We start from the raw sequence: 22606 nt of genomic DNA on the forward strand, positions 1-22606 counted from the left end.
GATGACCCTAGTAAGGGTCACCCGCGCCAGCCATCAGCGGCGCCCGCCGTAGCCGCCGCCGGAGCGGCCACCGCCGCCCCCACCGCCACCGCCCTTGCCACCACGGCCGCCGCCACCGCCGCCGCCACGGCGCAGGAAGGCGTCGCCGCCGATGTAGCCCACCGCCGTCTGCAGGGGATCGGGTTCACGCGGGCCGTTGGCTTTGTTGCCACCACCCTTGCCGCCCCGGTCGGTCTGCTGGCTGCCGCCAGCGCCAAAGCCCTGGGGAATGCCGCGCTTGCCGCTCGTCGCGTGACGGCGGTCAAAGGTCTGCTCCAACGGGTTGATGTGATGCGGAATGAAGCCGTCATCCTCGTCGTCATCCCGGCGCGGGGCGCGCTCCTCGCGCGGCGGGCGCACCTGCTGCGGCTGGGGCGCCTCGGGCGGGCGGCTCGGGCGCGGGCCGCCGCTGCCACTGTGCCGCTCGTCGTTGCGGCGCTTGTTGCGGTCGTTCTTGTTGCCCTGCTGCTGCGGCTGCGGCTGCTGGGGCCTCCCTTGCTGGCCACCTTGGCCGGGGTTGAATCCCTGCCCCTGCTGGCCCTGACCTTGGCCAGCGTTGGACGTGTGACCCGCCAGGCGGCGGATGACGCGCACGTCGTCGTCGCCCAGTTCGACCCAGACGCCACGCTTCAGGCCGCGCGGCAGCACGACGGTGCCGTAGCGGATGCGGATCAGGCGGCTGACGACCATGCCGACGGCCTCGAAGAGCTTGCGCACCTCGCGGTTGCGGCCTTCGGTGATGACGACGCGGTACCAGCGGTTGGCGCCTTCGCCGCCGCCGTCCTCGATGCTCTTGAAAGCAGCCGTCTGGCCTTCGACGTTGACGCCCTCCAGCAGTTTGGCGCGTTGCTCGTCGCTCAGCGCACCCAGCACGCGGGCCGCGTACTCACGCTCGACGCCGAAGCGCGGGTGCATCAACTGGTTGGCCAGCTCACCCGAGTTGGTGAACAGGAGCAGGCCTTCGGTGTTGATGTCCAGGCGGCCGACGGACTGCCACTTCTGGCCCTGCACGCGCGGCAGCGAGCGGAACACGGTCGGGCGGCCTTCGGGGTCGTTGAAGGTCGAGACCTCGCCGGTGGGCTTGTGATAGGCCAGGATGCGCGGGTTGGGCGGCGAGATGCGCACACGCACATCCTTGCCGTTGACGCGCACGCGGTCGCCGAAGGAGATGCGCTGGCCGACATGGGCGACCTGGCCATTCACGTCGATCTTGCCCTCGGCGATCCACTCCTCGATGTCGCGGCGCGAGCCGATGCCGGACTGGGCCAGCACCTTCTGCAGCTTGGGCGCGTCGGCATCGGGCGCCAGCACGCGCTTGGCCTCACCCTCGACGGCACCTTCCACCTCGTCACCCGACGACTCGGGCCGCAGCTGAGGCGGCTCCCCGACCGGACCTTCGGATTCGACGTCCAGATTGCCCGACAGCACATCGGCAAAGCGCGCCCCCGCGGCCTCGACGAGTTCCTGCGACAGAGCCGGCCCCGGCAAATCACCGGTGCTGCCGCTGCCCGCGCTACCCGCAGTACCGGCCACCTCGGTATCTGCCGGCCGTTCGGCGCGCTCCTTGCGGTTGCGGCGGCGGTTGCGGCCACGGCCACCACGCTCACCGTCTTCACCGTCGGTGTCGTCCTCCGAACCCTCTTCGTCCGCATCGCCACCCACTGGCGCCGCCACGGCCGGCGCCTCGTCGGCCAGCGTGAAGATCGGCACCTGCACAGGTACCGGCGCTGCGACGACAGCGGCAGGCGCCGCCTCATCCACCGTGGCGACCGCCGTCTTGCGGGGCGCGCGCTTGCGTGCTGGCGCCGGCGCGTCCTCTGCGGGCGCGGCCTCAGGCACCGGCGCCGCTTCTTCCGCGACCGCTTCGGCCTTGCGGCGCGTGCGCTTCACGGGCACGGGGGCCTCGGCTTCGACGACCTCGGCAACCACAGGCGCAGCGTCGGCCGCAGCCTTGGCCGTCGTGCGGCGGCGCTTGGGCGTGGCGGGCGCTTCGGCGTCAGCGGCGGGAGGCAGGGACTTGTCTTGATCGGCAGCGTCGTTCATGCGGGTCAGTGCTGGGGTTGCGGGGGCGTGGGGGTGGGGTCGGAGGGGTCGGAGGGATCGGGATCAGGCAATGCGGGCGTGCCGTCGTCGCCAAAGAGGCTGCGCGACAACGCGGGCGCCTCTGGCGTTTCAACAGGCGCTGCTTCAAGCGCTTCAGGCACTTCAGGCACTTCAGGCACTTCAGGCGCTTCTTCAGGCATCACTGCCGGCGCGTCATCGGCATCGCTCAGCAACTGGCCTTGCAGCGCCTCGAAGGCCGGCGGCTCGCCACCGGCTTCCAGGGTCGGCAGTTGCTCCAGGCTGGCCAGGCCCAGGTCGTCGAGAAAGGACTTGGTCGTTGCGTACAGCGCCGGGCGACCGGGCGTTTCGCGGTGACCGATGGCCTCGATCCAGCCGCGGTCTTCGAGCTGCTTGACGATCTGGGTCGCGACGACGACACCGCGGATGTCCTCGATGTCGCCGCGCGTGACCGGCTGGCGGTAGGCAATGATGGCCAGCGTCTCCAGCACGGCACGCGAGTAGCGCGGCGGCTTCTCAGGGTGCAGCCGGTCCAGGTATTCGCGCAGCTCGGGGCGGCTCTGGAAGCGCCAGCCCGAGGCCAGCGCCACCAGTTCGACGCCCTTGCCTTCCCAGTCACGGGAAAGATCGTCGAGCAAGCTGCGCACGCTGTCGGCACCCAGCTCGTCGGCGAACAGACTGCGCATCTCGCGCACCGTCAGCGGTTGCGAGGCGCAGATCAGCGCGGTTTCGAGGACGCGCTTGGCATCCTGTGTATTCATGAACTCAACTTCGCACCCTCAATGGGTAGAGCTCTGTCGGTGGGCCCCGGGGTCTGGACGCTTTAAATCAAGCGTTCGTCAGGCGGCTGGGGCGGTCTTGCTTGCATCGGGCGCTGCCCTGGCCTTCAAGGGCCGGGAGCGCCAGCGAGGTGGTTGGCGGCTTCGGGTGGACTGCGATCCCGCTACGGGCTGCATCCAAATCGGGCAGCGCTCAGGCACGACAACCGGAGTGCATTGTAGCCACGTCATGGCGCCCGGCCGCCCGAAGCCGATGACGCCCCCCTCGGGGGGGGCAGCGAGCAGCGCGAGCGTGGGGGCACTTCACTCGTCGGGCAGGCCGGCGGCGCCGATTTCGGCCCACGCGGCGGCCAGGTCGGCAGGGGGCAGCGCGCTCAGCACCAGCGTCTCGCCGGTGGCCGGATGCGTGAACGACAGCCGCGCCGCATGCAGGGCCTGGCGCGCGAGGCCCAGCGCCGCCAAGCCGCCGTACAGCGTGTCCGCCACCAACGGGTGGCCACTGTGCATGAGATGGACGCGGATCTGGTGCGTGCGCCCCGAGTGCAGCACGCAGTGCACGGCGCTGACCGGCCGGCTCTGCACGCCGACCTCGACCTCACCCACGCCCAGCGGGTAGACGTCGGTGCGCGCCGGCTTGCCCATGTTCGGCGGCGCCACGGCCATCTTCACGCGCGAAATCGGGTCGCGGCGCAGCGGCTTGTCGACGACGAAGGCCTCATCGGCACGGCCCCAGGCCAGGGCCAGGTACTCGCGGTGCACCTCGCGGGCGGCGATCTGCCGGCTCAGTGCCGTGACGGCCTCCAGCGTCTTGCCGACGATCATCAGGCCACTGGTGTCCTTGTCCAGCCGGTGCACGATGCCGGCGCGCGGCAGCGTGGCAGCGGCCGGGTGGTGGGCCAGCAGGCCGTTCATCAGCGTGCCCGACCAGTTGCCCGCCGCCGGGTGCACGACCAGGCCCGCGGGCTTGTTGACGACCAGCAGGTGCTCGTCCTCGAAGACGAAGTCCAGCGCCATCGCCTCGGCGCGGAAGGCGCGGCTCTCGTCGGTGGGCTGCAGCTCGATCTCGACGCGCTGACCGGCGCGCAGCTTGTGGGCCGGCTTAGTGATCGGCTTGCCGTCCGCCGTGACGCAGCCGCGCTCGATGAGGACCTGCAGGTGGTTGCGCGAGAACTCCGGCGCCTGTGTCGTCAGCCAGCGGTCCAGGCGCTCGCCATGGCCGGCGGCGTCAACGTCGGCCACGCGCCTTTCCGCGTCGCCGACTTCCTCTGCGTCCTGCTCGAAATCGTCTTGACCCCCCACCCTATACTCCGCGTCCATTGTTCAGTGTGACCGGCCGGCAGCTAAGCCCCGACTTCAGACATGTTTGTTGAGAAATTCAAGGCCGGCCGCATCGTCGCCGGCGCCGTCCTGATGGCGCTCGCGCTCGGCATGAGCGGCTGCGGCTCCATGGGCAAGGACGACCCGAACTCCCAGGCCGCCCTCGACAAATTGTATTCAGACGCGAAAGACGATCTGAATGCCGGCAGTTACGACCGGGCGATCAAGACGCTGGAGAAGATCGAAGGCCGCGCCGCGGGCACGCCCATGGGCCAGCAGGCCACGCTCGATCTGGCCTGGGCATACTACAAGACCGCCGAGCGCGCCCAGGCCGTGACGACGCTGGACCGCTTCATCAAGCTCAACCCGTCCAGCCCGGCGATGGACTACGCCCTCTACATGAAGGGCCTGGTCAACTTCAACGAAGACCTGGGCCTGTTTGGCCGCCTGGCCGGCCAGGACGTCTCCGAGCGCGACCAGCAGGCCTCGCGCGAGGCGCTGCTGGCCTTCCGCCAGCTTGCCGAGCAATACCCCGAGTCGCGCTACACACCCGACGCGACGGCGCGCGCCAATTTCATCTCCAACACGCTGGCGGCCTACGAAGTGCACGTCGCCCGCTACTACTTCAACCGCAAGGCCTATGTCGCTGCGGCCAACCGCGCCCAGACGGCCGTGGCCGAGTTCCAGTACGCGCCCGGCATCGAGGAAGCCCTGTTCATCATGGGCGAGAGCTACGACAAGCTCGGCCTGACCCAGCTGCGCGACGACGCCCGCCGCGTGCTGGACAAGAACTTCCCCGACAGCGCCTACGCCACTGGCGGCGCCAAGAACAAGAAGCCCTGGTGGAAGATCTGGTGAGCAGCGCGAAGCGCCGCTGAACTGAATTGAACGGGCCGTCAGGCCCGTTCTGCATTGAGGAGCTGCAACCAGGCCAGCGCCTCGGCCTCATTGGCCACTGCGGTCATCGGCGGCAGCGCAGCGCGCAGGCGACGGCCGTAGTTCATGCCCGCCATGCGCGGGTCGCACACCACCAGCAGGCCGCGGTCGGTCTCGGTACGGATCAGGCGCCCGGCGCCCTGCTTCAATGCAATCGCTGCCTCGGCGACGAAATACTCCGAGAAGGCATTGCGCCCCTGCGCCTCCAGGCGCTGCACGCGCGCTTCCACGAGCGGGTCGTTGGGTGGCGGGAAGGGTAGCTTGTCGATGACGACGCATTGCAGCGCGTCGCCCGGCACGTCGATGCCTTCCCAGAAGCTGGCCGAGCCCACCAGCACGGACGCCGGGTTGTCGATGAAGCGCTGCAGCAGCACGCGCTTCGGGAGGGCGCCCTGCTGCAGCACGGCGATGGCGGCACCCGCCTCTTCGAAGCGCTCGCGCAACGCATCGGCCACGGTTTGCAGGTTGCGCAGCGTCGTCGTCAGCACGAAGGTGCGCCCACCCAGGGCCTGGGCCAGGCGCGAGGCCAGCAGCGCGACGCTGGCGGGGTGCGTGGGTTCGCTGGGTTTCGGGAAGCCACGCGGCACGTAGAGGCGCGCGTTGGCCGGGTAGTCGAAGGGACTACCCACACGCAGCACCTCCGCGCCCGTCAGGCCGGCAGGCTCGGTGAACCAGGTCAGGCCGTCGTCATCGCCCAGCGTGGCCGACGTGAACACCCACGCCTTGGGCTGGCCTTCCAGCTGCGCCTGCATCGCCTCGCGGATGTCCAGCGGCGACTCGACGAGCCGGGCCGCATGCGGGCTGACGTCGATCCAGCGCACATCGCCGGGATCGGGGTCGGCGGCGAAGCGCTTGGCGAGGTCGCGCAACTCCTGGGCGCGCTCGCACAGGCGGGCGAAATCGGGGGCGGCTTCGCGCACGGCCGTCAGCGCTTCCAGCACCTGGGCGCAGGCCGTCTCGACGCCAACCAGGGCCGCGCCGAAGGCCGGCTGGCTGGCGCGCTCCTTCCAGCCCAGCTTGAGCGTGCCACGCAGCTCGCGGCCGGCCGTGGCCAGCGGCCCGGCGGCGGCCAGGCGCAGCTCGCGCGCCGCCTTCTCGACGGCGGCATGCAAGGCCTGCCAGTCGTGCACGCCGCGCGCATGGGCCAGGCCCTGGGCCAGCGTGTCGCGAGCAAAGTCGATCAGCGCGGCCGTGCCCAGCAGCGTGCCGAGGAACTGCACGCCGGCCTCGGCGAGCTGATGGGCCTCGTCGAAGACGGCGATCTCGACGCTGGGCAGCAGCTCGGCCACGCCGGTGTCGCGCAGCGTCATGTCGGCAAAGAACAGGTGGTGATTGACGACGACGACGTCCGCGTCCATCGCTTCGCGCCGCGCCTTGACGACATAGCAGGCCTTCCAGTCGGGGCATTCCTGGCCCAGGCAGTTCTCGCGGCTGCTGCTGACGATGGGGATGATGGGCGAGCGTTCGTCCAGGCCGTCGATCTCGGCGAAGTCGCCGCTCGTCGTGCCCAGCGCCCAGCGTTCGATGCGAGCCAGCGACAGCGCCGTGCGGCGGTCCGGGAACTCGCCGGACACGCGCGCCTCCTTCATGCGGTGCAGGCACAGGTAACTGCTGCGCCCTTTCAGCAGGGCCAGGCGCACGGGCATATTCAGCGCCTTGGTCAGCCGTGGCAGGTCACGCAGGAAGAGCTGGTCCTGCAGACTCTTGGTGGCGGTGCTGATGAGGGCGCGGCTGCCGGCCAGCAGCGTGGGCACGAGGTAGGCAAAGGTCTTGCCGACGCCGGTGCCGGCCTCGACGACCAGCGCATGGCGGCGCGCCAGCGCGCGGGCGACGGCCCGGCTCATCTGCAGCTGCTGTTCGCGCGGCTTGTAGCCTTTGTCCAGCCGCGCCAGCGGGCCGTCCATGTCGAAGGCGGCCAGCACGGCCTGTTCGAGTTCGTCGGCGGCGGGTGGGGCGGCAGGGGTGGCCTGATCGAGGGCGTCGAGCCAGTCGTCGAGGTCAGGCGAGGTCATCAGGCTCCGTTGCGGCCTCCAGCCGGGCAATCATGTCGCGCAGCGCCAGGCGGCGCTTCTTCAGCCGCTGCAGGGCCAATTCATCCAGCGGCGGCTGTTCGACCAGTCGGTCGATCATCGCGTTGAGGTCGGCATGCTCCATACGCAATTCGATCAACCGCCGCGTCAACGAGTGAAGTTGTTCATCCATTCCGGGGGTATGCAAGGGAAGGTCGCGACGGGCCAAAGCGAACGGGCCAGTATAGTTTTCGGCATGGCCTCCTCCTCCGCCGTCGGATTCCGACTCAACGCCGCCACCGGCACCCATCGCGGGGATCGCGCCTATCAGCAGGACCAGGTAGCCGTCGTTGCCCACCCTCGCATCGAGGGCTGCGTGATGGGCATCGTGGCTGACGGCATGGGTGGCAAGAGCGGCGGCCGCAAGGCGGCCGACCAGGTCATCCTGACCGCGCGCCAGCTGTTCGAGCGCTACTCGCCCGACGACGAATCGCCTGCCGAGTTGCTGGGCCAGATCACGTCCGAGGCGCATCTGATGATCAAGCTGACGGCCATCTCCGCCGAGGAGGAGCCGCACAGCACCATCGCCGGTTTCGTCGTCAGCAGCGACCGCTGCGTGCACTGGATCCACTCCGGCGACTCGCGCATCTACTGGTTCCGCGGCGCCCGCCTGGTGAAGCGCTCCATGGACCATTCCTACGTGCAGCGCCTCGTGGACGAAGGCCAGCTGACGGAGGCCGAGGCCAGCTCGCATCCGCAGAGCAATCTGCTGACGGCCTGTCTGGGCACGGTGCAGGACCCGACCTCGACGTCGGAGCGCTTCGAAGGCCTGGAAGTGGGCGACACGCTGATGTGCTGCAGCGACGGCCTGTGGCACTACTTCACCGCCCAGGAGCTGGGCAGCGTGCTTTACAGCCTGCCGCCGCGCGAGGCGGCGGAGTTGCTGGTCAGCAAGGCGCGCCAACGCGCCCGGGGCGGCGGCGACAACCTGTCGGTCGCCATCGTCAAGCTCGAGAACCTCGACTGATCACTTGGGCGCGGACGCGCCCGATGCAGGCAGGGGCAGAGGCGCGGCCGGCTTCCCACGCGACTTCTGCTTCGCCTCGTTGTCGGCGATGCGTTGCTGCATGCGAAGCTCCCGTTGCTGCGCCCGTTCACGGCGTTGGGCCGCCTCGGCTTCGGCCTTGCTGACGGCCTGGCGTTGCTCGCGTTCGGCCACCTCGGGACTGCGGCCCCTGGCCGGGTGGGAGGCGCGCATTGCCGGCGGCGATGGCGGTGGTGCAGCCACCAGCCGCTCGCGGCGCTGACCCTCGTCCTGTGCAGCCGCCAGCTCGCGCTCCTTCACGCGCTGCGTCTGGGCGGCGGCGCGGGCGCGGCGCTCTTCGGCAGCGAGCTGCTGCTCATGGCGGACCAGCGGCGCCAACGCGTCCTGGCGGCGCTTGCGCAGGTCCTCCAGGCAGGGGCTGACGGCAAAGCGCTGCTCGCACTCGAGCTTCTCGCGCGCAAAGCGCTGCTCGACGGCCACGCGCTGGGCAGCGACCTCGGCACGCGTGGCTGGCTGGGGGGCCGAGGCGGCAGCGGCGGCGGCAGCAGCGGCAATAACGATCAGCAGGGGGCTCATCAGGTCAGGGAGGTGTCGACTTCGCGGCGGGCCAGCGCAAGGTACTCCGCCGAGCGCATTTCCTGCAAGCGCGACACGGTGCGCGGGAACTCGTGGGCCAGCGGCCCTTCGGTGTAGAGCTGGTCGGCCGGCACCGCCGCCGAGATGATGAGCTTGACGCGGCGGTCGTAGAGCACGTCGACCAGCCAGGTGAAGCGGCGCGCCTCGCTGGCCAGGCGCACCGGCATCTCGGGCACGTCGGACAGGATGACGGTGTGGAACTGGCTGGCCAGCTCCAGGTAGTCGTTTTGCGAGCGCGGGCCGCCGCACAGGGTCTGGAAGTCGAACCACACCACGCCGCCGGCTCGCCGCCGTGCGTAGAGGGCGCGGTGCTCGATCATCAGCTTGTTGTCTTCGTCCTGCGCCTCAGCGAGGGACTCGAAGGCCTGGGTCAGCGCCGCCTCGTTCACGTCGTTGATCGGCGTCAGGTAGAGGTTCATGTCCTCCAGCGTGCGGCGGCGGTAGTCGGTGCCGGCGTCGACGTTGATGACCTCGAGGTTGGCCTTCAGCAGCGCGATGGCCGGCAGGATGCGGTCGCGGTGCAGGCCGTTGGGATAGAGCTCGTCCGGGTGGAAATTGGACGTCGTGATGATGGACACGCGGTTGCGGAACAGCGCGTCCAGCAGCCGGTGCAGGATCATCGCGTCGGTCACGTCGGAGACGTGGAACTCGTCGAAGCAGATCAGGCGAAAGCGCCGCGCGATGCGCTTGCCCAGCTCGTCCAGCGGGTCGGCGATGCCCTTGAGCTCCTGCAGCTCGCGGTGCACCTCGCGCATGAACTCGTGGAAGTGCAGGCGCGTCTTGCGCTGCAGCGGCACGGCCTGGAAGAAGCAGTCCATCAGGAAGCTCTTGCCCCGCCCCACGCCACCGTACATGTAGACGCCCCGCGGGATGGGCGGGCGCACCAGCAGCTTGGTTACCGCGTTGGCGCGGCGGGCCTTGTAGCTGGCCCATTCGTCCTGGCAGCGCTGCAGGGCTTCGACGGCGCGCAGCTGCGCCGCGTCGGCGCTGTAGCCACGCTCGGCGAGGGTCTGCTGGTAGAGATCAGTGACTGAGGTCATCGCAAAAAAAAGGGGCGACTGTCTGGCCGCCCCTTTCGATTCGCTGCTTGCGATCAGAAGTTCAGCGTGCGCTTGTCGATGGCCAGCGCCGCTTCCTTGGTCGCCTCGCTCAGCGACGGATGCGCGTGGCAGATGCGCGCGATGTCTTCGGCCGAGGCCTTGAACTCCATCGCGACCACCGCCTCGGAGATCAGCTCCGACGCGAACGGGCCAATGATGTGCACGCCCAGGATCTCGTCGGTCTTGGCATCGGCCAGGAACTTGACGAAGCCGGTCGTGTCGCCCAGCGCGCGGGCGCGGCCGTTGGCCAGGAAGGGGAACTGGCCGGCCTTGTAGGCCACGCCGTCTGCCTTCAGCTGCTGCTCGGTCTTGCCGACCCAGGCGATCTCGGGGCTGGTGTAGATGACCCAGGGCACGGTGTTGAAGTTGACGTGCCCATGCTGGCCGGCGATGCGCTCGGCCACGGCCACGCCCTCTTCCTCGGCCTTGTGCGCCAGCATGGGGCCGCGCACGACGTCGCCGATGGCCCAGACGCCGGCCAAGTTGGTCTTGCAGTCGTCGTCGACGACGATGGCACCACGCTCGTCGAGCTTCAGGCCGACGGCGTCGGCGCCCAGGCCGACGGTGTTGGGCACACGGCCGATGGAGACGATGAGCTTGTCGACCTCAAGCGTCTTGGCTTCGCCCTTGGCGTCGGTGTAGGCCACGCTGACACCCTTCTTGCCCGTCTTGACCTCGCCGACCTTCACGCCGAGCTGGATGTCCAGGCCCTGCTTCTTGAAGACCTTGGCGGCCTCCTTGGCGACGCTCTCGTCTACCGCGCCGAGGAAAGCCGGCAGGCCTTCCAGCACGGTCACTTCGGCGCCCAGGCGGCGCCAGACCGAGCCCATCTCCAGGCCGATGACGCCGGCGCCGATCAGGCCCAGCTTCTTGGGCGTGGCGCCGACGCGCAGTGCGCCGTCGTTGGACAGGATGTTCTCTTCGTCGAACGGCACGCCGGGCAGCGCGCGGGCGTTGGAGCCGGTGGCGATGATGACCTGCTTGGCGGCGATGGTTTCCTCGCCGGCCTTGAGTTCATAACCGCCATCCTTGGCGGCCACGAAGGAGCCACGGCCGTGGAAGAACGTGACCTTGTTCTTCTTGAACAAATAGACGATGCCGTCGTTGTTCTGCTTCACGACCTGGTCCTTGCGGGCCAGCATCTTGGCGACATCCATCTTGACGTTGTCGGCCGTGATGCCGTGGTCGGCGAAGTGGTGGTTCAGCTGCTCGTAGTGCTCGCTGGACTGCAGCAGCGCCTTGGACGGAATGCAGCCGACATTGGTGCAGGTGCCGCCAAGAGCGGGGCCGCCCTTGTCGTTCTTCCACTCGTCGATGCAGGCCACGTTCATGCCCAGCTGGGCCGCGCGGATGGCGGCGATGTAGCCGCCGGGGCCGCCGCCGATGACGACGACGTCGAATTGCTTGGTGCTCATGAGGATCGTTCCTTGTTCTTCTTAGATGTCGAACAGGAGTCGTGCCGGGTCTTCCAGCGCTTCCTTCATCGTCACCAGGCCCAGCACTGCTTCGCGGCCGTCGATGATGCGGTGGTCATACGACATGGCGAGGTAGTTGATCGGCCGCACGACGACCTGGCCGTTCTCCACCACCGCGCGGTCCTTGGTGGCATGCACGCCCAGGATGGCTGACTGCGGCGGGTTGATGATGGGCGTGGACAGCATGGAGCCGAAGGTGCCGCCGTTCGAGATGGAGAAGGTGCCGCCGGTCAGGTCGTCGATGGACAGCTTGCCGTCCTTGGCCTTCTGGCCGAACTCGGCGATCTTCTTCTCGATGTCGGCAAAGCTCATCTGGTCGTCGTTGCGGAGCACCGGCACGACGAGGCCGCGCGGCGAGCCCACCGCAATGCCGATGTCGAAGTAGCCGTGGTAGACGATGTCGTTGCCATCGACCGACGCGTTGATGATGGGGTACTTCTTCAGCGCCGCGACGGCCGCCTTGACGAAGAAGCTCATGAAGCCGAGCTTGACGCCATGTTCCTTCTCGAACTTCTCCTGGAACTTCTTGCGCATCTCCATGACCGGGGCCATGTTGACTTCGTTGAAGGTGGTCAGGATGGCGTTGGTGGACTGCGACTGCACCAGGCGCTCGGCGATGCGGGCGCGCAGGCGGGTCATGGGCACGCGCTGCTCGGGGCGGTCGCCGAGGTTCTGCTGAGCGGGCGCGGCCACGGCCGGCAGCGGCTTGGCCACGGCGGGCGAGGCGGGCACGACCAGCGGCGCAGCCACGGCGGCGGGCTTGGCGGAGGCGCCGAGGGCGTCGCCCTTGGTCACTCGGCCGTCCTTGCCGGAGCCAGGCACGTCGGTAGCGGCCAGGCCCTTCTCGGCCAGGATCTTGGCAGCGGCGGGCATGGCCACGTCGCCCTTGTTGGCAGCGGCCGGTGCAGCGGCAGGCGCAGCAGCAGCCGGAGCGGCGGCGGCAGGTGCGGGTGCAGCGGCGCCAGACTTGCCTTCGGTGTCGATCTTGGCGAGCAGTTGCTGGCTGACGACGGTGCTGCCGTCAGCCACCAGAACTTCGCCCAGCACGCCCGAGGCGGGTGCAGGCACTTCGAGCACGACCTTGTCGGTCTCGATCTCGACGAGGGTTTCGTCGATGGTGACGGCTTCGCCGGGCTTCTTCTTCCAGGTCAGCAGCGTGCCCTCCGAAACGGATTCGGAAAACTGGGGGACTTGGACGTCAACGATGGCCATGATGGGAGGCTCCGTGTCTTCTATTGGGTGTGATGCGCGCAGGCGCGAACGAGCGCAGCGCCAGGAAACCTGCGCCGCGCTGAACAGTCTTATTTGGTGAGGATGAAGCCCTTGAGCTTGGCGAAGGCCTGATCGAGCAGCGCCTTCTGCTGCTCCTGGTGCAGGTGGGCGTAGCCGCAGGCGGGGCTGGCGCTGGCCGGGCGGCCGGCGTAGCCCAGCCTCTGGCCTTCGCTCATGTTCTCGTGCACATAGTGCTGCACGAAGAACCAGGCGCCCTGGTTCTGCGGTTCGTCCTGGCACCAGACCATGTCGGTCGCGTTCGGGTACTTCTTGAGCTCGGCGGCGAAGGCCTTGTGCGGGAAGGGGTAGAGCTGCTCGACGCGCACGATGGCCACGTCGGCAGACTTCTTCTCGGCACGCGCACGCACCAGGTCGTAATAGACCTTGCCCGAGCAGACGATGACGCGCTTGACCTTCTCGGCGTTCACGGTCGCGTCCTGCTCGCCAATGATGGTCTTGAACTCGCCCTTGGTGAATTCGACCAGCGGCGAGGTTGCGTCCTTGGCACGCAGCAGGCTCTTGGGCGTCATGATGACCAGCGGCTTGCGGAACATGCGCAGCATCTGGCGGCGCAGCACATGGAAGATCTGCGCGGCATTGGTGGGCTGCACGATCTGCATGTTGTTGTCGGCGGCCAGTTGCATGAAGCGCTCCAGGCGTGCCGAGCTGTGCTCGGGGCCCTGGCCTTCGTAACCGTGCGGCAGCAGCATGGTCAGGCCGTTGGAGCGGCCCCACTTCACTTCGCCGGAGGCGATGAACTGGTCGATGACGACCTGGGCGCCGTTGACGAAGTCGCCGAACTGCGCTTCCCAGATGGTCAGCGTGTTGGGTTCAGCAGCGGCATAGCCGTACTCGAAGCCCAGCACCGCTTCTTCGGAGAGGATGGAGTCGATGACGTTGAACGGGGCCTGGCCGTCGGCCACGTTCTGCAGCGGGATGTAGGTGCCGTCGTCCCAGTTCGCGCGGTTCTGGTCGTGCATGACCGCGTGGCGGTGGGTGAAGGTGCCGCGGCCGCTGTCCTCGCCGGACAGGCGCACCGGATAGCCGCTGGCCACCAGCGAGGCGTAGGCCATGCTCTCGCCCATGCCCCAGTCGATGTTGGTCTCGCCCCGGCCCATCGCGGCGCGGTCGCCGTAGAGCTTCTGCACCAGGTTGTGGGCGGCGAAATCCTTGGGGATGGTCGTCAGCTTCTCGGCCAGGCGCTTCCACTCGGCCACGGGGATGGCGGTGTCGCAGTTGTCCGTCCACTTCTTGCCGAGGAAGGGCGACCAGTCGGTGGCGAACTTGCTCTTGAAGTTGGTCAGCACGGGGTCGACCGTGTGGCGGCCCTCGTCCATCGCGGCGCGGTAGGCCTTGACCATGTCGTCCGGGCCTTCGGCCGGCAGCACGTTCTGGGCGACCAGCTTGTCGCCATAGACCTTGCGCGTGCCGGGGTGGGCAGCGATCTTCTTGTACATCATCGGCTGGGTCAGAGCCGGCGTGTCCTGCTCGTTGTGGCCCAGCTTGCGGAAGCAGACGATGTCCAGGACGACGTCCTTCTTGAAGTCGGCGCGGTAGTCCATGCACAGCTGCGTGGCCCAGACGACGGCTTCGGGGTCGTCTCCGTTCACGTGCAGCACGGGGGCTTCGATCATCTTGACGACGTCGGAGCAGTACCAGGTCGAGCGCAGGTCGCGCGGGTCGCTGGTGGTGAAGCCGATCTGGTTGTTGATGACGATGTGCACCGTGCCGCCCGTGCGGTAGCCACGGGTCTGGGCCATCGCCAGCGTTTCCTGCACAACACCCTGGCCACCGAAGGCCGCGTCACCGTGCACCAGCACCGGCAGCACCTGGGCGCCGACCGTGTCGCCACGGCGGTCCTGGCGGGCGCGCACGCTGCCTTCGACGACCGGGTTGACGATCTCCAAATGGGACGGGTTGAACGCGAGGGACAAGTGCACCGGGCCGCCAGGCGTGGACACGTCGGAGCTGAAGCCCTGGTGGTATTTCACGTCCCCTGCCGGCAGGTCCTCAGCAGCCTTGTGCTCGAACTCGGCAAACAGGTCCGCAGGCATCTTGCCCAGCGTGTTGACCAGCACGTTCAGGCGGCCGCGGTGGGCCATGCCGATGACGATTTCCTGCACGCCGCGCTCGCCGCCGCGCTGGATCACCTCGTCCATCGCGGCGATGAAGCTCTCGCCGCCTTCCAGCGAGAAGCGCTTCTGGCCGACGTACTTGGTGTGGAGGAAGCGCTCCAGGCCTTCGGCCGCGGTGAGGCGGTCGAGGATGTGCTTCTTCTCGTCGGCGCTGAAGCTGGGCTTGCCGCGCGCCTTCTCCAGGCGCTCCTGCCACCAGCGCTTCTCGGCCGGGTCGGAGCCGTGCATGAACTCGGAGCCGATGGAGCCGCAGTAGGTCTCGCGCAGGGCCTGCACGATCTGGCGCAGCGTCATCGTCTCGCCGCCGAAGTAGCTGTTCACGGCGCTGAACGAGATGTCCATGTCGGACTCGGTCAGGTCGTAGAACGCGGGGTCGAGTTCGGGAATCTTGGGGCGCTCGGCGCGCTTGAGGGGGTCCAGCTCGGCCCAGCGGTTGCCGAGGAAGCGGTAGGCCGCGATCAGCGACTGGACGTGGACCTGCTTGCGGGCGACGGCCAGGTCGGCACTGCTGGCCTTGTTGGCGAAGGCATTGGCCTTGGCACGCTGGGCAAAGGATTCGACCACCGGGGCATGGGCCACATCGCGGGCCTCGCTGCCATCGACCGCCGGGACATGCTGCAACGCGTCGAAATAGGCGCGCCAGTTGTCGGGGACGGAACCGGGGTTGTCGAGGTAGGCCTCGTACATCTCCTCGACGTACGGGGCATTGCCGCCGAACAGATAGGAGTTCGACTGGTATTGCTGCATCATCTTTCGCTCACCTCATGCCCCGGCTTCCAGGGAGTTGGCTGGTTGAAGAACCTTCCGCGACACGGCTCGACCGGTTGGCGGATTGCGACCCACCTTCGCTGCTGCCAGCAAAAGGGACGGGAAGGAATAAAACTTTCAGGGGACGGACTCTAGCACCGCGGGTTTGCCCGAGCCGTTGTTGGGGGTGCGACAAAGTTCACGCGGCGGGACGCGGAAAAGTTGACTGGCTCGTAAACTTGCGCCCGCTCCGGCCCCAAGATTGAATGGTCGAGCCCAGGGACATTCAGGAGATCCCACATGCAAGTCCAGGTCGTCGATTACCGCGCGCCCGACGCGGCCGAGAAGTTCACCCGCTCCCTGCACGAAACCGGCTTCGGCGTGCTGACCAACCACCCGATCCGCCAGGCGCTGGTCGAGAAGATCTACGCCGACTGGCTGGCCTTCTTCAACAGCGACGCCAAGGACGGCTTCGCTTTCTCGAAGGAGACGCAGGACGGCTACTTCTCGACCGCGATCTCGGAAACCGCCAAGGGTTCCAAGCAGAAGGACATCAAGGAGTATTTCCACGTCTACCCCTGGGGCCGCATCCCGGAGCCGTTGAAGGAAGACGCCCTCACCTATTACCGGGAAGCCAACGCGCTGGCGGAGGAACTGCTGGGCTGGGTGGAGCGCTACACACCGCCGGAGATCGCCGCGCGTTACCGCGAACCGCTGTCGAACATGATCAAGGGCAGCAGCAAGACGCTGCTGCGCGTGCTGCGCTATCCGCCGCTGACGGGTGACGAGCCGGTGGGTTCCATCCGCGCCGCGGCACATGGCGACATCAACCTGCTGACCATCCTGCCCGCCGCCAACGAGCCGGGCCTGCAGGTGCTGGGCACCGACAACGCCTGGCACGACGTGCCCTGCGACTTCGGCACGCTGACCATCAACATCGGCGACATGCTGCAGGAAGCCTCCGAGGGCTACTACCCGTCCACGCAGCACCGCGTCGTCAACCCGACCGGTGAGGGCGCGAAGAAGAGCCGCGTGTCGCTGCCGCTGTTCCTGCATCCGCGCGATGACGTGGTGCTGAGCGACCGCTACACGGCAGAGAGCTATCTCAACGAGCGCCTGCGCGAGCTGGGCGTGAAGACCTGACCCAGCGGGTCATCGCAATCCACCCCGACGCGCCGCTCAAGCCGGCGCTCGGGGCCACCTGCAACGGCTGCGGCGTCTGCTGCCTGGCCGAGCCCTGCCCTCTGGGCGTGCTGCTGAGCCGGCGCCTCAAAGGTGCGTGCGTCGCCCTGCGTTGGGACGATGCACGCTATGTGTGCGGCGCGCTGACGGCGCAACCGAGCGGGCTGCGTGGCTGGCTGGTGAAGCGCTGGATCGCGTCTGGAAAAGGTTGCGATTGCTCCCTAGAAGTAGCGGGCAAGCCCTAGCCGAACAGCCCTCGGTCGCGGCTAGTATTTTTGGCTTCTGACTCCCACAAGGAAGCCGCATGAAATCCGCTCTCAGATTCCTGCCCCTGGCGCTCGCCCTTACCCTGGGCTCCGCCACCGCAGCGCCGTTGCGCTGGGCTGCGCAGAACGACATCCTGACGCTGGACCCGCACTCGCAGGACCACAACACCTCGAACGCCATCGGCACCCACATCTACGAGGGCCTGACGCGGCTGAGCAAGGAGTACCGACCCGAGCCCTCGCTGGCGACCAAGTGGACCTATCTGACCCAGACCCAGGTGCGCTTCGACCTGCGCAAGGGCGTCAAGTTCCACGACGGCTCACCCTTCACGGCCGACGACGTGGTCTTCAGCTTCGGCCGCATCACGCAGCCGCAGGGCACCAAGCAGACCTATGTGTCGGGCATCAAGGAAATCAAGAAGATCGACGACCACACCGTCGACCTGCTGCTGGAGGCGCCCACGCCGATGCTGCTGCAGAACATCATCAGCTTCCCCATCATGAGCAAGGCCTGGTCGACCAAGAACAACACGACCAACACGCAGGACTACAAGGCCAAGGAAGAGAACTACGCCTCGCGCAACGCCAATGGCACCGGGCCCTACAAGCTGGTGATCTGGCAGCCCGACCAGGCCGTCAAGATGGTGGCCAACAAGGACTGGTGGGACAAGAACCCGGGCAATGTGACGGAGCTGAGCTATCTGCCGATCAAGTCGCCGCCCACGCGCGTGGCGGCGCTGCTGTCGGGCGACGTGGACATCGTCACCGACGTGCCGCCGCAGGACTTCTTCAAGCTCAAGGAAGACGGCAAGGTCAAGCTGCTGGAGGGCGCCGAGATCCGCACCATCTTCTTCGTCATGGACGAGGGCAGTGACGAGTTGCGCGACTCGAACGTGAAAGGCAAGAACCCGTTCAAGGATAGAAAAGTTCGCGAGGCCATGAACCTGGCGCTGGACCGCGAGGCGATCAAGCGCAGCATCATGCGTGGCCTGTCGGTGCCGGGCGCGCTGATGGTGCCGCCGGGTGTCAACGGCTATGACGCGGCGCTGGATACGCCCGTCAAGCCCGACCTCGACAAGGCCCGCAAGCTGCTGGCCGAGGCCGGCTACCCGCAAGGCTTCGAAGTGCCGCTGCACTGCCCCAACAACCGCTACGTCAACGACGAGCAGGTCTGCCAGGCGGCCGTGTCGATGTGGGCCAAGATCGGCGTCAAGACCCGCCTCGTCGCGGCACCGTTTGCCACGCACAGCCAGACCTTCCAGCGCGGCGAGTCGCCCTTCTACATGCTGGGCTGGGGTGTCTCCACCTACGACGCCCTCTACGCCATGCAGGCCTGGGGCCACACGCGCACCCAGGGCGCGGATGGCAATTTCAACTTCGGCAAGGTCAGCGACGCGACGCTCGACGGTCTGATCCAGAAGATCAAGTTCGAACCCGACGTGCCCAAGCGCAATGCGCTCATCAAGGAGGCGCTGCTGCGCATCCGCGACGAGGCCCTCTTCATTCCCATCCATCACCAGATCCGGCCCTGGGCGATGAAGCCGGGCGTGGACACCATCCACCGCTCCAACGACTACTTTGAAGCTCGCTACACGACCGTCAAGTGAACAGTGAAGTCCAGGTTTGAAACCGCCCGTCGTCAACTTCTCGACGATCCAGTCCGTCGTCGAGATCACCGCCACCCTCGCCTTCGCGCTGTCCGGCCTGCTGGCCGGTGCGCGCAAGCAGCTCGATGCCGTCGGGCTATGCATCATTGCGGGGCTGTCCGCTTTCGGTGGCGGCACGCTGCGGGATGTGCTGCTGGACCGCCGGCCCTTCTTCTGGGTCGAACATGCCGACTGGCTGTGGGCGCTGATGGGCCTGTCCTTTGCCGCCATGCTCTTCCTGCGCCGTCGCCATCTGGCGCTGACGGAGAAGGCCATCCAGTGGCCCGACGCGCTGGGCCTGGGCCTGTTCACGGCCAACGGCACGCTGATCGCGCTGGACCTGGGCCAGCCAGCCATCGTCGCCGTGCTGATGGGTGTCGTCACGGCCACCTTTGGCGGCGTGCTGCGCGACATCGTCTGCAACGAGATCCCGGCGGCCTTCCACGACCACCGGCCCTACGCGCTGTGCAGCTTTGTCGGCGCCTGGGTGCTGGTGGCGGCGGTGCAGGTGGACGCGCCGCAATGGGCTGCCATCACCGCTGCCGCGGCAACGGCCGTGCTGTTGCGCGCGCTGGCGCTCTGGACCGGCTGGACGCTGCCGGCCTGGCGCATCCACAAACACTGAGATCGGCAGGCATGACAAACAGCCAGCTTCACCCGCAGGGGTGGATATCACTGCTTGTGGGCCCCGAACATGAGGAGCGGGCGAGACAGCTCCGGGCCGAGCGCGACCGCCAATACGGGAACATCTACGCCGAGGCCGAGACCGACGAGCGATGGGTGGGCGATCTGGGTGAGAAGGTCTTCAATTCATGGCTGAAGCATGAAGGTATCCACGGCTTCACCTGGGTCCTCGACGACGCTGCCGGTGAACCGGATTTCGTGACTGCAGGGGGCGTCCGGATCGGGGTCAAGACCGTCAAGCGCAAAGTGCCGCCGCGCATCGACTACACAGCCCAGATCACGGCCCGCCACGCGGCGGAGCCCATTGATCACTACTTCTTCATGACCTACGAAATCGCCGAGCGGCGGATGTGGCTGCTGGGCGGCATCGAACGTGAGCGCTTCCTGCACGGGGCGCGCTACTACGCTGGCGGTGAATGGGTGCACGCGAACTACCAAGTCCGCCCCGGCCATGAGATCTACAACATCGAGCTTGGCAAATTGACACCGCCTATGGACTGGCTTCCCGCCGTGGCCCAAGGCGGTTGATCAGTTCAGCGCCAGACGTTCCCGCGCCGCCCGGTATTCGCGCCCGAGCCGCGCCACCAATTGCGCCGTCGGCAGCACCTCGCGCACCGCGCCAATGCCCTGGCCGCTGCCCCAGATCTCCTTCCAGGCCTTGGCCGCGCTGCCGCCAAAGTTCATCGCGCTCGGGTCGCTCTCGGGCAGCTTGTCCGGGTCCATGCCCGCTGCGACGATGGAGCCGCGCAAGTAGTTGCCGTGCACGCCGGTGAAGAGGTTGCTGTAGACGATGTCGTCGCTGTTGCTGGCAACGATCATCTGCTTGTAGGCGTCGCTGGCGCGCGCCTCATCGGTGGCGATGAAGGCGGAGCCGATGTAGGCCAGGTCGGCACCCATGGCCTGCGCGGCCAGCACCGCGTCGCCGCTGGCGATGGCGCCCGACAGCGCCACCGGGCCGTCGAACCACTCGCGGATCTCCTGGATCAACGCGAACGGGCTCTTCACGCCCGCGTGGCCTCCAGCCCCCGCCGCCACGGCGATGAGGCCGTCAGCGCCCTTCTCGATGGCCTTGCGGGCGAACTTGTTGTTGATGATGTCGTGCAGCACGATGCCGCCCCATGCGTGGACGGCTGCGTTCACATCCTCGCGCGCACCCAGGCTCGTGATGACGATGGGCACCTTGTACTTGGCGCAGACCTGCATGTCGTGCTCCAGGCGCTCATTGCTCTTGTGCACGATCTGGTTGATGGCAAAAGGCGCGGCCGGCTTGTCCGGGTTGGCGCGGTTGTAGGCGGCCAGCTCGGTCGTGATCTCGTTGAGCCATTCGTCCAGCAGTTCGGCCGGGCGGGCGTTCAGCGCCGGCATGGAGCCGACGATGCCGGCCTTGCACTGCTCGATGACGAGCTTGGGGTTGCTGATGATGAAGAGGGGCGAGCCGATGATGGGCAGCGGCAGGTTCTTGAGGATGGAAGGCAAGGTCATCAGAAGGCTTCGAGATTGAGAGCGGTGACGCTGTCGGCGCCGTCGACGATGGCCGAGCGCAGCGACGCAGTGCGCGGCAGGATGTGCTCGGCGTAGAAGCGCGCGGTCACGATCTTTGCGGTCATGAAGGCCGCGTCGGTCGCCAACGCGTCTTCAGCAGCCAGCAGCGCGCGGGCGAGCTGCCAGCCGGCCACGAGGTTGCCCGCCAGCATCAGATAGGGCACCGAGCCGGCATAGGCCGCGTTCGGGTTGGCCTTGGCCGAGCCGGCAATGAAGTCGACGACGGCGAGGTAGTCCTCGCGTGATGCACGCAGTGCTTTCAGCACGGCACGCGCGGCGACGCTGTCGCGCTTGGCCAGCGCTGCTTCGGTCACTTCGATCTGGCCGGCTAAGGCACGCGCAAGTTGGCCGCCGTCGCGCGCCGTCTTGCGGCCGACCAGGTCATTGGCCTGGATGGCCGTCGTGCCTTCGTAGATGGTCAGGATCTTGGCGTCGCGGTAGTACTGCGCCGCGCCGGTCTCCTCGATGAAGCCCATGCCGCCATGCACCTGCACGCCCAGGCTCGTGACCTCCAGGCTCATCTCAGTGCTGTAGCCCTTCACCAGCGGCACCATGAACTCGTAGAAGGCCTGGTTCTGCTTGCGCGCGTCGGCGTCGGGGTGGTGGTGGGCCGCGTCGAACGCCGCAGCCGCCGTGCTCGCCATCGCGCGGCAGCCCTCGGTCAGCGAGCGCATCGTCATCAGCATGCGGCGCACGTCGGGGTGATGAATGATGGCAGCGCTGCCGGCCACCGAGCCATCCACGGGGCGGGATTGCACGCGGTCCTTCGCGTAGCCCACGGCCTTTTGATAGGCACGGTCGGCAATCGCGATGCCCTGCAGGCCCACACCGTAGCGGGCCGCGTTCATCATGATGAACATGTACTCCAGGCCGCGGTTCTCCTGGCCGATCAGCGTGCCCACGGCGCCGCCGTGATCGCCGAACTGCAGCGCGGCCGTCGGGCTGGCCTTGATGCCCATCTTGTGTTCGATGGACACGCAATGTGCGTCGTTGCGTTCGCCTAACGTCCCATCCGCGTTGACCAGGAACTTGGGCACCAGGAACAGGCTGATGCCCTTGACGCCCTCGGGCGCGCCGACGACCCGGGCCAGCACGAGATGGGCGATGTTCTCGGCCATGTCGTGCTCACCATAGGTGATGAAGATCTTGGTGCCGAAGACCTTGTAGGTGCCGTCGCCCTGCGGCTCGGCGCGCGTGCGCACCAGCGCCAGGTCGGAGCCGGCCTGCGGCTCGGTGAGGCACATGGTGCCGGTCCACGAGCCATCCAGCAGCTTGGGGATGTAGACGGCGCGCTGCTCGTCGGTACCGGCCGTCAGCAGCGCCTCGACGGCGCCGTCGGTCAGCAGCGGGCAGAGCGCGAAGCTCATGTTGGCCGCCTGCAGCATCTCGTTGCAGGCCGCCGCAATCGTCTTGGGCGCGCCCTGGCCGCCGAACTCGGGCGGGTGCACCAGGCCCTGCCAGCCGCCCTCGGCGTAAGCGCGGAAGGCCTGCTTGAAGCCGGGCGTCGTCGTGACCACGCCGTCCTTCCAGCTCGACGGGTTCTTGTCACCCTCGAAGTTCAGCGGCGCGATGACGTCCTGCGTCAGCTTGGCGCATTCCTCCAGCACGGCGGCGGCGGTGTCCAGACCGAAATCGGCGAAGGTGGGGACTTGTTCCGCTAGCGTCTCCAGACCGGCGAGGTGCTGGATGTTGAAGAGCATGTCCTTGACGGGAGCTTGGTAACTCATTTGTTCCT

18 protein-coding genes are annotated in these 22606 nt (G+C 67.6%); 6 read left to right on the forward strand and 12 right to left on the reverse strand.

Features of this window, described 5'->3' with window-relative positions; translation table 11 throughout:
- Positions 1 to 33: 33 nt before the first annotated feature.
- From rluB to ACXRVZ_RS00630, 3 genes are all read right to left on the reverse strand, one after another.
- Positions 34 to 2082 (reverse strand): 23S rRNA pseudouridine(2605) synthase RluB, encoded by a 2049-nt coding sequence (gene rluB, locus ACXRVZ_RS00620; protein WP_457421473.1) that lies wholly within the window; start codon positions 2080 to 2082, stop codon positions 34 to 36.
- Positions 2083 to 2087: 5 nt separating this feature from the next.
- The gene (gene scpB / locus ACXRVZ_RS00625; RefSeq protein ID WP_457421471.1) at positions 2088 to 2861 is read right to left on the reverse strand and encodes an SMC-Scp complex subunit ScpB; all 774 of its coding nucleotides are present in this window, start codon (positions 2859 to 2861) and stop codon (positions 2088 to 2090) included.
- Between the two features lie 321 nt (positions 2862 to 3182).
- Positions 3183 to 4118, reverse strand: coding sequence for an RluA family pseudouridine synthase (locus ACXRVZ_RS00630; RefSeq protein ID WP_457421469.1), 936 nt, complete (start codon positions 4116 to 4118; stop codon positions 3183 to 3185).
- Positions 4119 to 4238: 120 nt separating this feature from the next.
- On the opposite strand from ACXRVZ_RS00630, the gene ACXRVZ_RS00635 reads away from it, so the two are divergent.
- The gene (locus tag ACXRVZ_RS00635; RefSeq protein ID WP_457421467.1) at positions 4239 to 5054 is read left to right on the forward strand and encodes an outer membrane protein assembly factor BamD; all 816 of its coding nucleotides are present in this window, start codon (positions 4239 to 4241) and stop codon (positions 5052 to 5054) included.
- Between the two features lie 38 nt (positions 5055 to 5092).
- Here the strand turns inward: ACXRVZ_RS00635 and ACXRVZ_RS00640 are convergent, their stop codons facing one another.
- Positions 5093 to 7036, reverse strand: a complete 1944-nt coding sequence (locus ACXRVZ_RS00640) for an ATP-dependent DNA helicase (RefSeq protein ID WP_458232148.1) — start codon at positions 7034 to 7036, stop codon at positions 5093 to 5095.
- A 94-nt stretch (positions 7037 to 7130) separates the two neighbouring features.
- The gene (locus ACXRVZ_RS00645; RefSeq protein ID WP_457422898.1) at positions 7131 to 7334 is read right to left on the reverse strand and encodes a YdcH family protein; all 204 of its coding nucleotides are present in this window, start codon (positions 7332 to 7334) and stop codon (positions 7131 to 7133) included.
- 63 nt (positions 7335 to 7397) lie between these two features.
- On the opposite strand from ACXRVZ_RS00645, the gene ACXRVZ_RS00650 reads away from it, so the two are divergent.
- The gene (locus ACXRVZ_RS00650; RefSeq protein ID WP_457422900.1) at positions 7398 to 8168 is read left to right on the forward strand and encodes a PP2C family protein-serine/threonine phosphatase; all 771 of its coding nucleotides are present in this window, start codon (positions 7398 to 7400) and stop codon (positions 8166 to 8168) included.
- Here ACXRVZ_RS00650 and ACXRVZ_RS00655 read toward each other — a convergent pair whose 3' ends face one another.
- From ACXRVZ_RS00655 to ACXRVZ_RS00675, 5 genes are all read right to left on the reverse strand, one after another.
- Positions 8169 to 8762, reverse strand: coding sequence for a hypothetical protein (locus tag ACXRVZ_RS00655; RefSeq protein ID WP_457422902.1), 594 nt, complete (start codon positions 8760 to 8762; stop codon positions 8169 to 8171).
- A complete protein-coding gene (zapE, locus tag ACXRVZ_RS00660) occupies positions 8762 to 9862 on the reverse strand; it encodes a cell division protein ZapE (RefSeq protein WP_457422904.1) in 1101 nt (366 codons plus the stop codon). The genes ACXRVZ_RS00655 and zapE overlap by 1 nt, the downstream gene beginning before the upstream one ends.
- A 53-nt stretch (positions 9863 to 9915) precedes the next feature.
- Positions 9916 to 11337: a dihydrolipoyl dehydrogenase gene (lpdA, locus tag ACXRVZ_RS00665; RefSeq protein ID WP_457422906.1), complete on the reverse strand. Its 1422-nt coding sequence runs from the start codon at positions 11335 to 11337 to the stop codon at positions 9916 to 9918.
- A 21-nt stretch (positions 11338 to 11358) separates the two neighbouring features.
- Positions 11359 to 12609 carry a 2-oxoglutarate dehydrogenase complex dihydrolipoyllysine-residue succinyltransferase gene (gene odhB, locus ACXRVZ_RS00670; protein ID WP_458232143.1) on the reverse strand — a complete coding sequence of 417 codons (1251 nt, stop codon included), beginning with the start codon at positions 12607 to 12609 and terminating at the stop codon, positions 11359 to 11361.
- Between the two features lie 89 nt (positions 12610 to 12698).
- Positions 12699 to 15554: a 2-oxoglutarate dehydrogenase E1 component gene (locus ACXRVZ_RS00675; RefSeq protein ID WP_457422911.1), complete on the reverse strand. Its 2856-nt coding sequence runs from the start codon at positions 15552 to 15554 to the stop codon at positions 12699 to 12701.
- 297 nt (positions 15555 to 15851) lie between these two features.
- Between ACXRVZ_RS00675 and ACXRVZ_RS00680 the strand changes: the two genes are divergently transcribed.
- From ACXRVZ_RS00680 to ACXRVZ_RS00695, 4 genes are all read left to right on the forward strand, one after another.
- Positions 15852 to 16694: a 2OG-Fe(II) oxygenase family protein gene (locus ACXRVZ_RS00680; RefSeq protein WP_457422913.1), complete on the forward strand. Its 843-nt coding sequence runs from the start codon at positions 15852 to 15854 to the stop codon at positions 16692 to 16694.
- Between the two features lie 343 nt (positions 16695 to 17037).
- Positions 17038 to 18606, forward strand: a complete 1569-nt coding sequence (locus ACXRVZ_RS00685) for an ABC transporter substrate-binding protein (protein ID WP_457422915.1) — start codon at positions 17038 to 17040, stop codon at positions 18604 to 18606.
- A 16-nt stretch (positions 18607 to 18622) separates the two neighbouring features.
- A complete protein-coding gene (locus ACXRVZ_RS00690) occupies positions 18623 to 19270 on the forward strand; it encodes a trimeric intracellular cation channel family protein (RefSeq protein WP_457422917.1) in 648 nt (215 codons plus the stop codon).
- An 11-nt stretch (positions 19271 to 19281) separates the two neighbouring features.
- Positions 19282 to 19857: a hypothetical protein gene (locus tag ACXRVZ_RS00695; RefSeq protein WP_457422919.1), complete on the forward strand. Its 576-nt coding sequence runs from the start codon at positions 19282 to 19284 to the stop codon at positions 19855 to 19857.
- On the opposite strand, the gene ACXRVZ_RS00700 is transcribed toward ACXRVZ_RS00695, so the two are convergent.
- Together ACXRVZ_RS00700 and ACXRVZ_RS00705 are read right to left on the reverse strand one after the other, a co-directional pair.
- Positions 19858 to 20811, reverse strand: a complete 954-nt coding sequence (locus tag ACXRVZ_RS00700) for an NAD(P)H-dependent flavin oxidoreductase (RefSeq protein WP_457422921.1) — start codon at positions 20809 to 20811, stop codon at positions 19858 to 19860.
- Positions 20811 to 22598, reverse strand: a complete 1788-nt coding sequence (locus ACXRVZ_RS00705; protein WP_457422923.1) for an acyl-CoA dehydrogenase — start codon at positions 22596 to 22598, stop codon at positions 20811 to 20813. Before ACXRVZ_RS00705 ends, ACXRVZ_RS00700 begins: the two co-directional genes overlap by 1 nt.
- Positions 22599 to 22606 lie beyond the last annotated feature (8 nt).

Source organism: Roseateles sp. P5_E8 (genome assembly GCF_054177665.1).

Excerpts from the sequence above, each read along its gene's own strand:
- rluB (WP_457421473.1), bottom strand. The coding sequence starts at position 2,082 with ATGAACGACGCTGCCGATCAAGACAAGTCCCTGCCTCCCGCCGCTGAC.
- ACXRVZ_RS00655 (WP_457422902.1), bottom strand. The coding sequence starts at position 8,762 with ATGAGCCCCCTGCTGATCGTTATTGCCGCTGCTGCCGCCGCCGCTGCC.
- ACXRVZ_RS00695 (WP_457422919.1), top strand. The coding sequence starts at position 19,282 with ATGACAAACAGCCAGCTTCACCCGCAGGGGTGGATATCACTGCTTGTG.
- odhB (WP_458232143.1), bottom strand. The coding sequence starts at position 12,609 with ATGGCCATCGTTGACGTCCAAGTCCCCCAGTTTTCCGAATCCGTTTCG.
- ACXRVZ_RS00680 (WP_457422913.1), top strand. The coding sequence starts at position 15,852 with ATGCAAGTCCAGGTCGTCGATTACCGCGCGCCCGACGCGGCCGAGAAG.
- ACXRVZ_RS00635 (WP_457421467.1), top strand. The coding sequence starts at position 4,239 with ATGTTTGTTGAGAAATTCAAGGCCGGCCGCATCGTCGCCGGCGCCGTC.
- ACXRVZ_RS00640 (WP_458232148.1), bottom strand. The coding sequence starts at position 7,036 with ATGGACGGCCCGCTGGCGCGGCTGGACAAAGGCTACAAGCCGCGCGAA.
- ACXRVZ_RS00645 (WP_457422898.1), bottom strand. The coding sequence starts at position 7,334 with ATGGATGAACAACTTCACTCGTTGACGCGGCGGTTGATCGAATTGCGT.
- ACXRVZ_RS00700 (WP_457422921.1), bottom strand. The coding sequence starts at position 20,811 with ATGACCTTGCCTTCCATCCTCAAGAACCTGCCGCTGCCCATCATCGGC.
- zapE (WP_457422904.1), bottom strand. The coding sequence starts at position 9,862 with ATGACCTCAGTCACTGATCTCTACCAGCAGACCCTCGCCGAGCGTGGC.
- ACXRVZ_RS00675 (WP_457422911.1), bottom strand. The coding sequence starts at position 15,554 with ATGATGCAGCAATACCAGTCGAACTCCTATCTGTTCGGCGGCAATGCC.
- scpB (WP_457421471.1), bottom strand. The coding sequence starts at position 2,861 with ATGAATACACAGGATGCCAAGCGCGTCCTCGAAACCGCGCTGATCTGC.
- ACXRVZ_RS00685 (WP_457422915.1), top strand. The coding sequence starts at position 17,038 with ATGAAATCCGCTCTCAGATTCCTGCCCCTGGCGCTCGCCCTTACCCTG.
- lpdA (WP_457422906.1), bottom strand. The coding sequence starts at position 11,337 with ATGAGCACCAAGCAATTCGACGTCGTCGTCATCGGCGGCGGCCCCGGC.
- ACXRVZ_RS00650 (WP_457422900.1), top strand. The coding sequence starts at position 7,398 with ATGGCCTCCTCCTCCGCCGTCGGATTCCGACTCAACGCCGCCACCGGC.
- ACXRVZ_RS00705 (WP_457422923.1), bottom strand. The coding sequence starts at position 22,598 with ATGAGTTACCAAGCTCCCGTCAAGGACATGCTCTTCAACATCCAGCAC.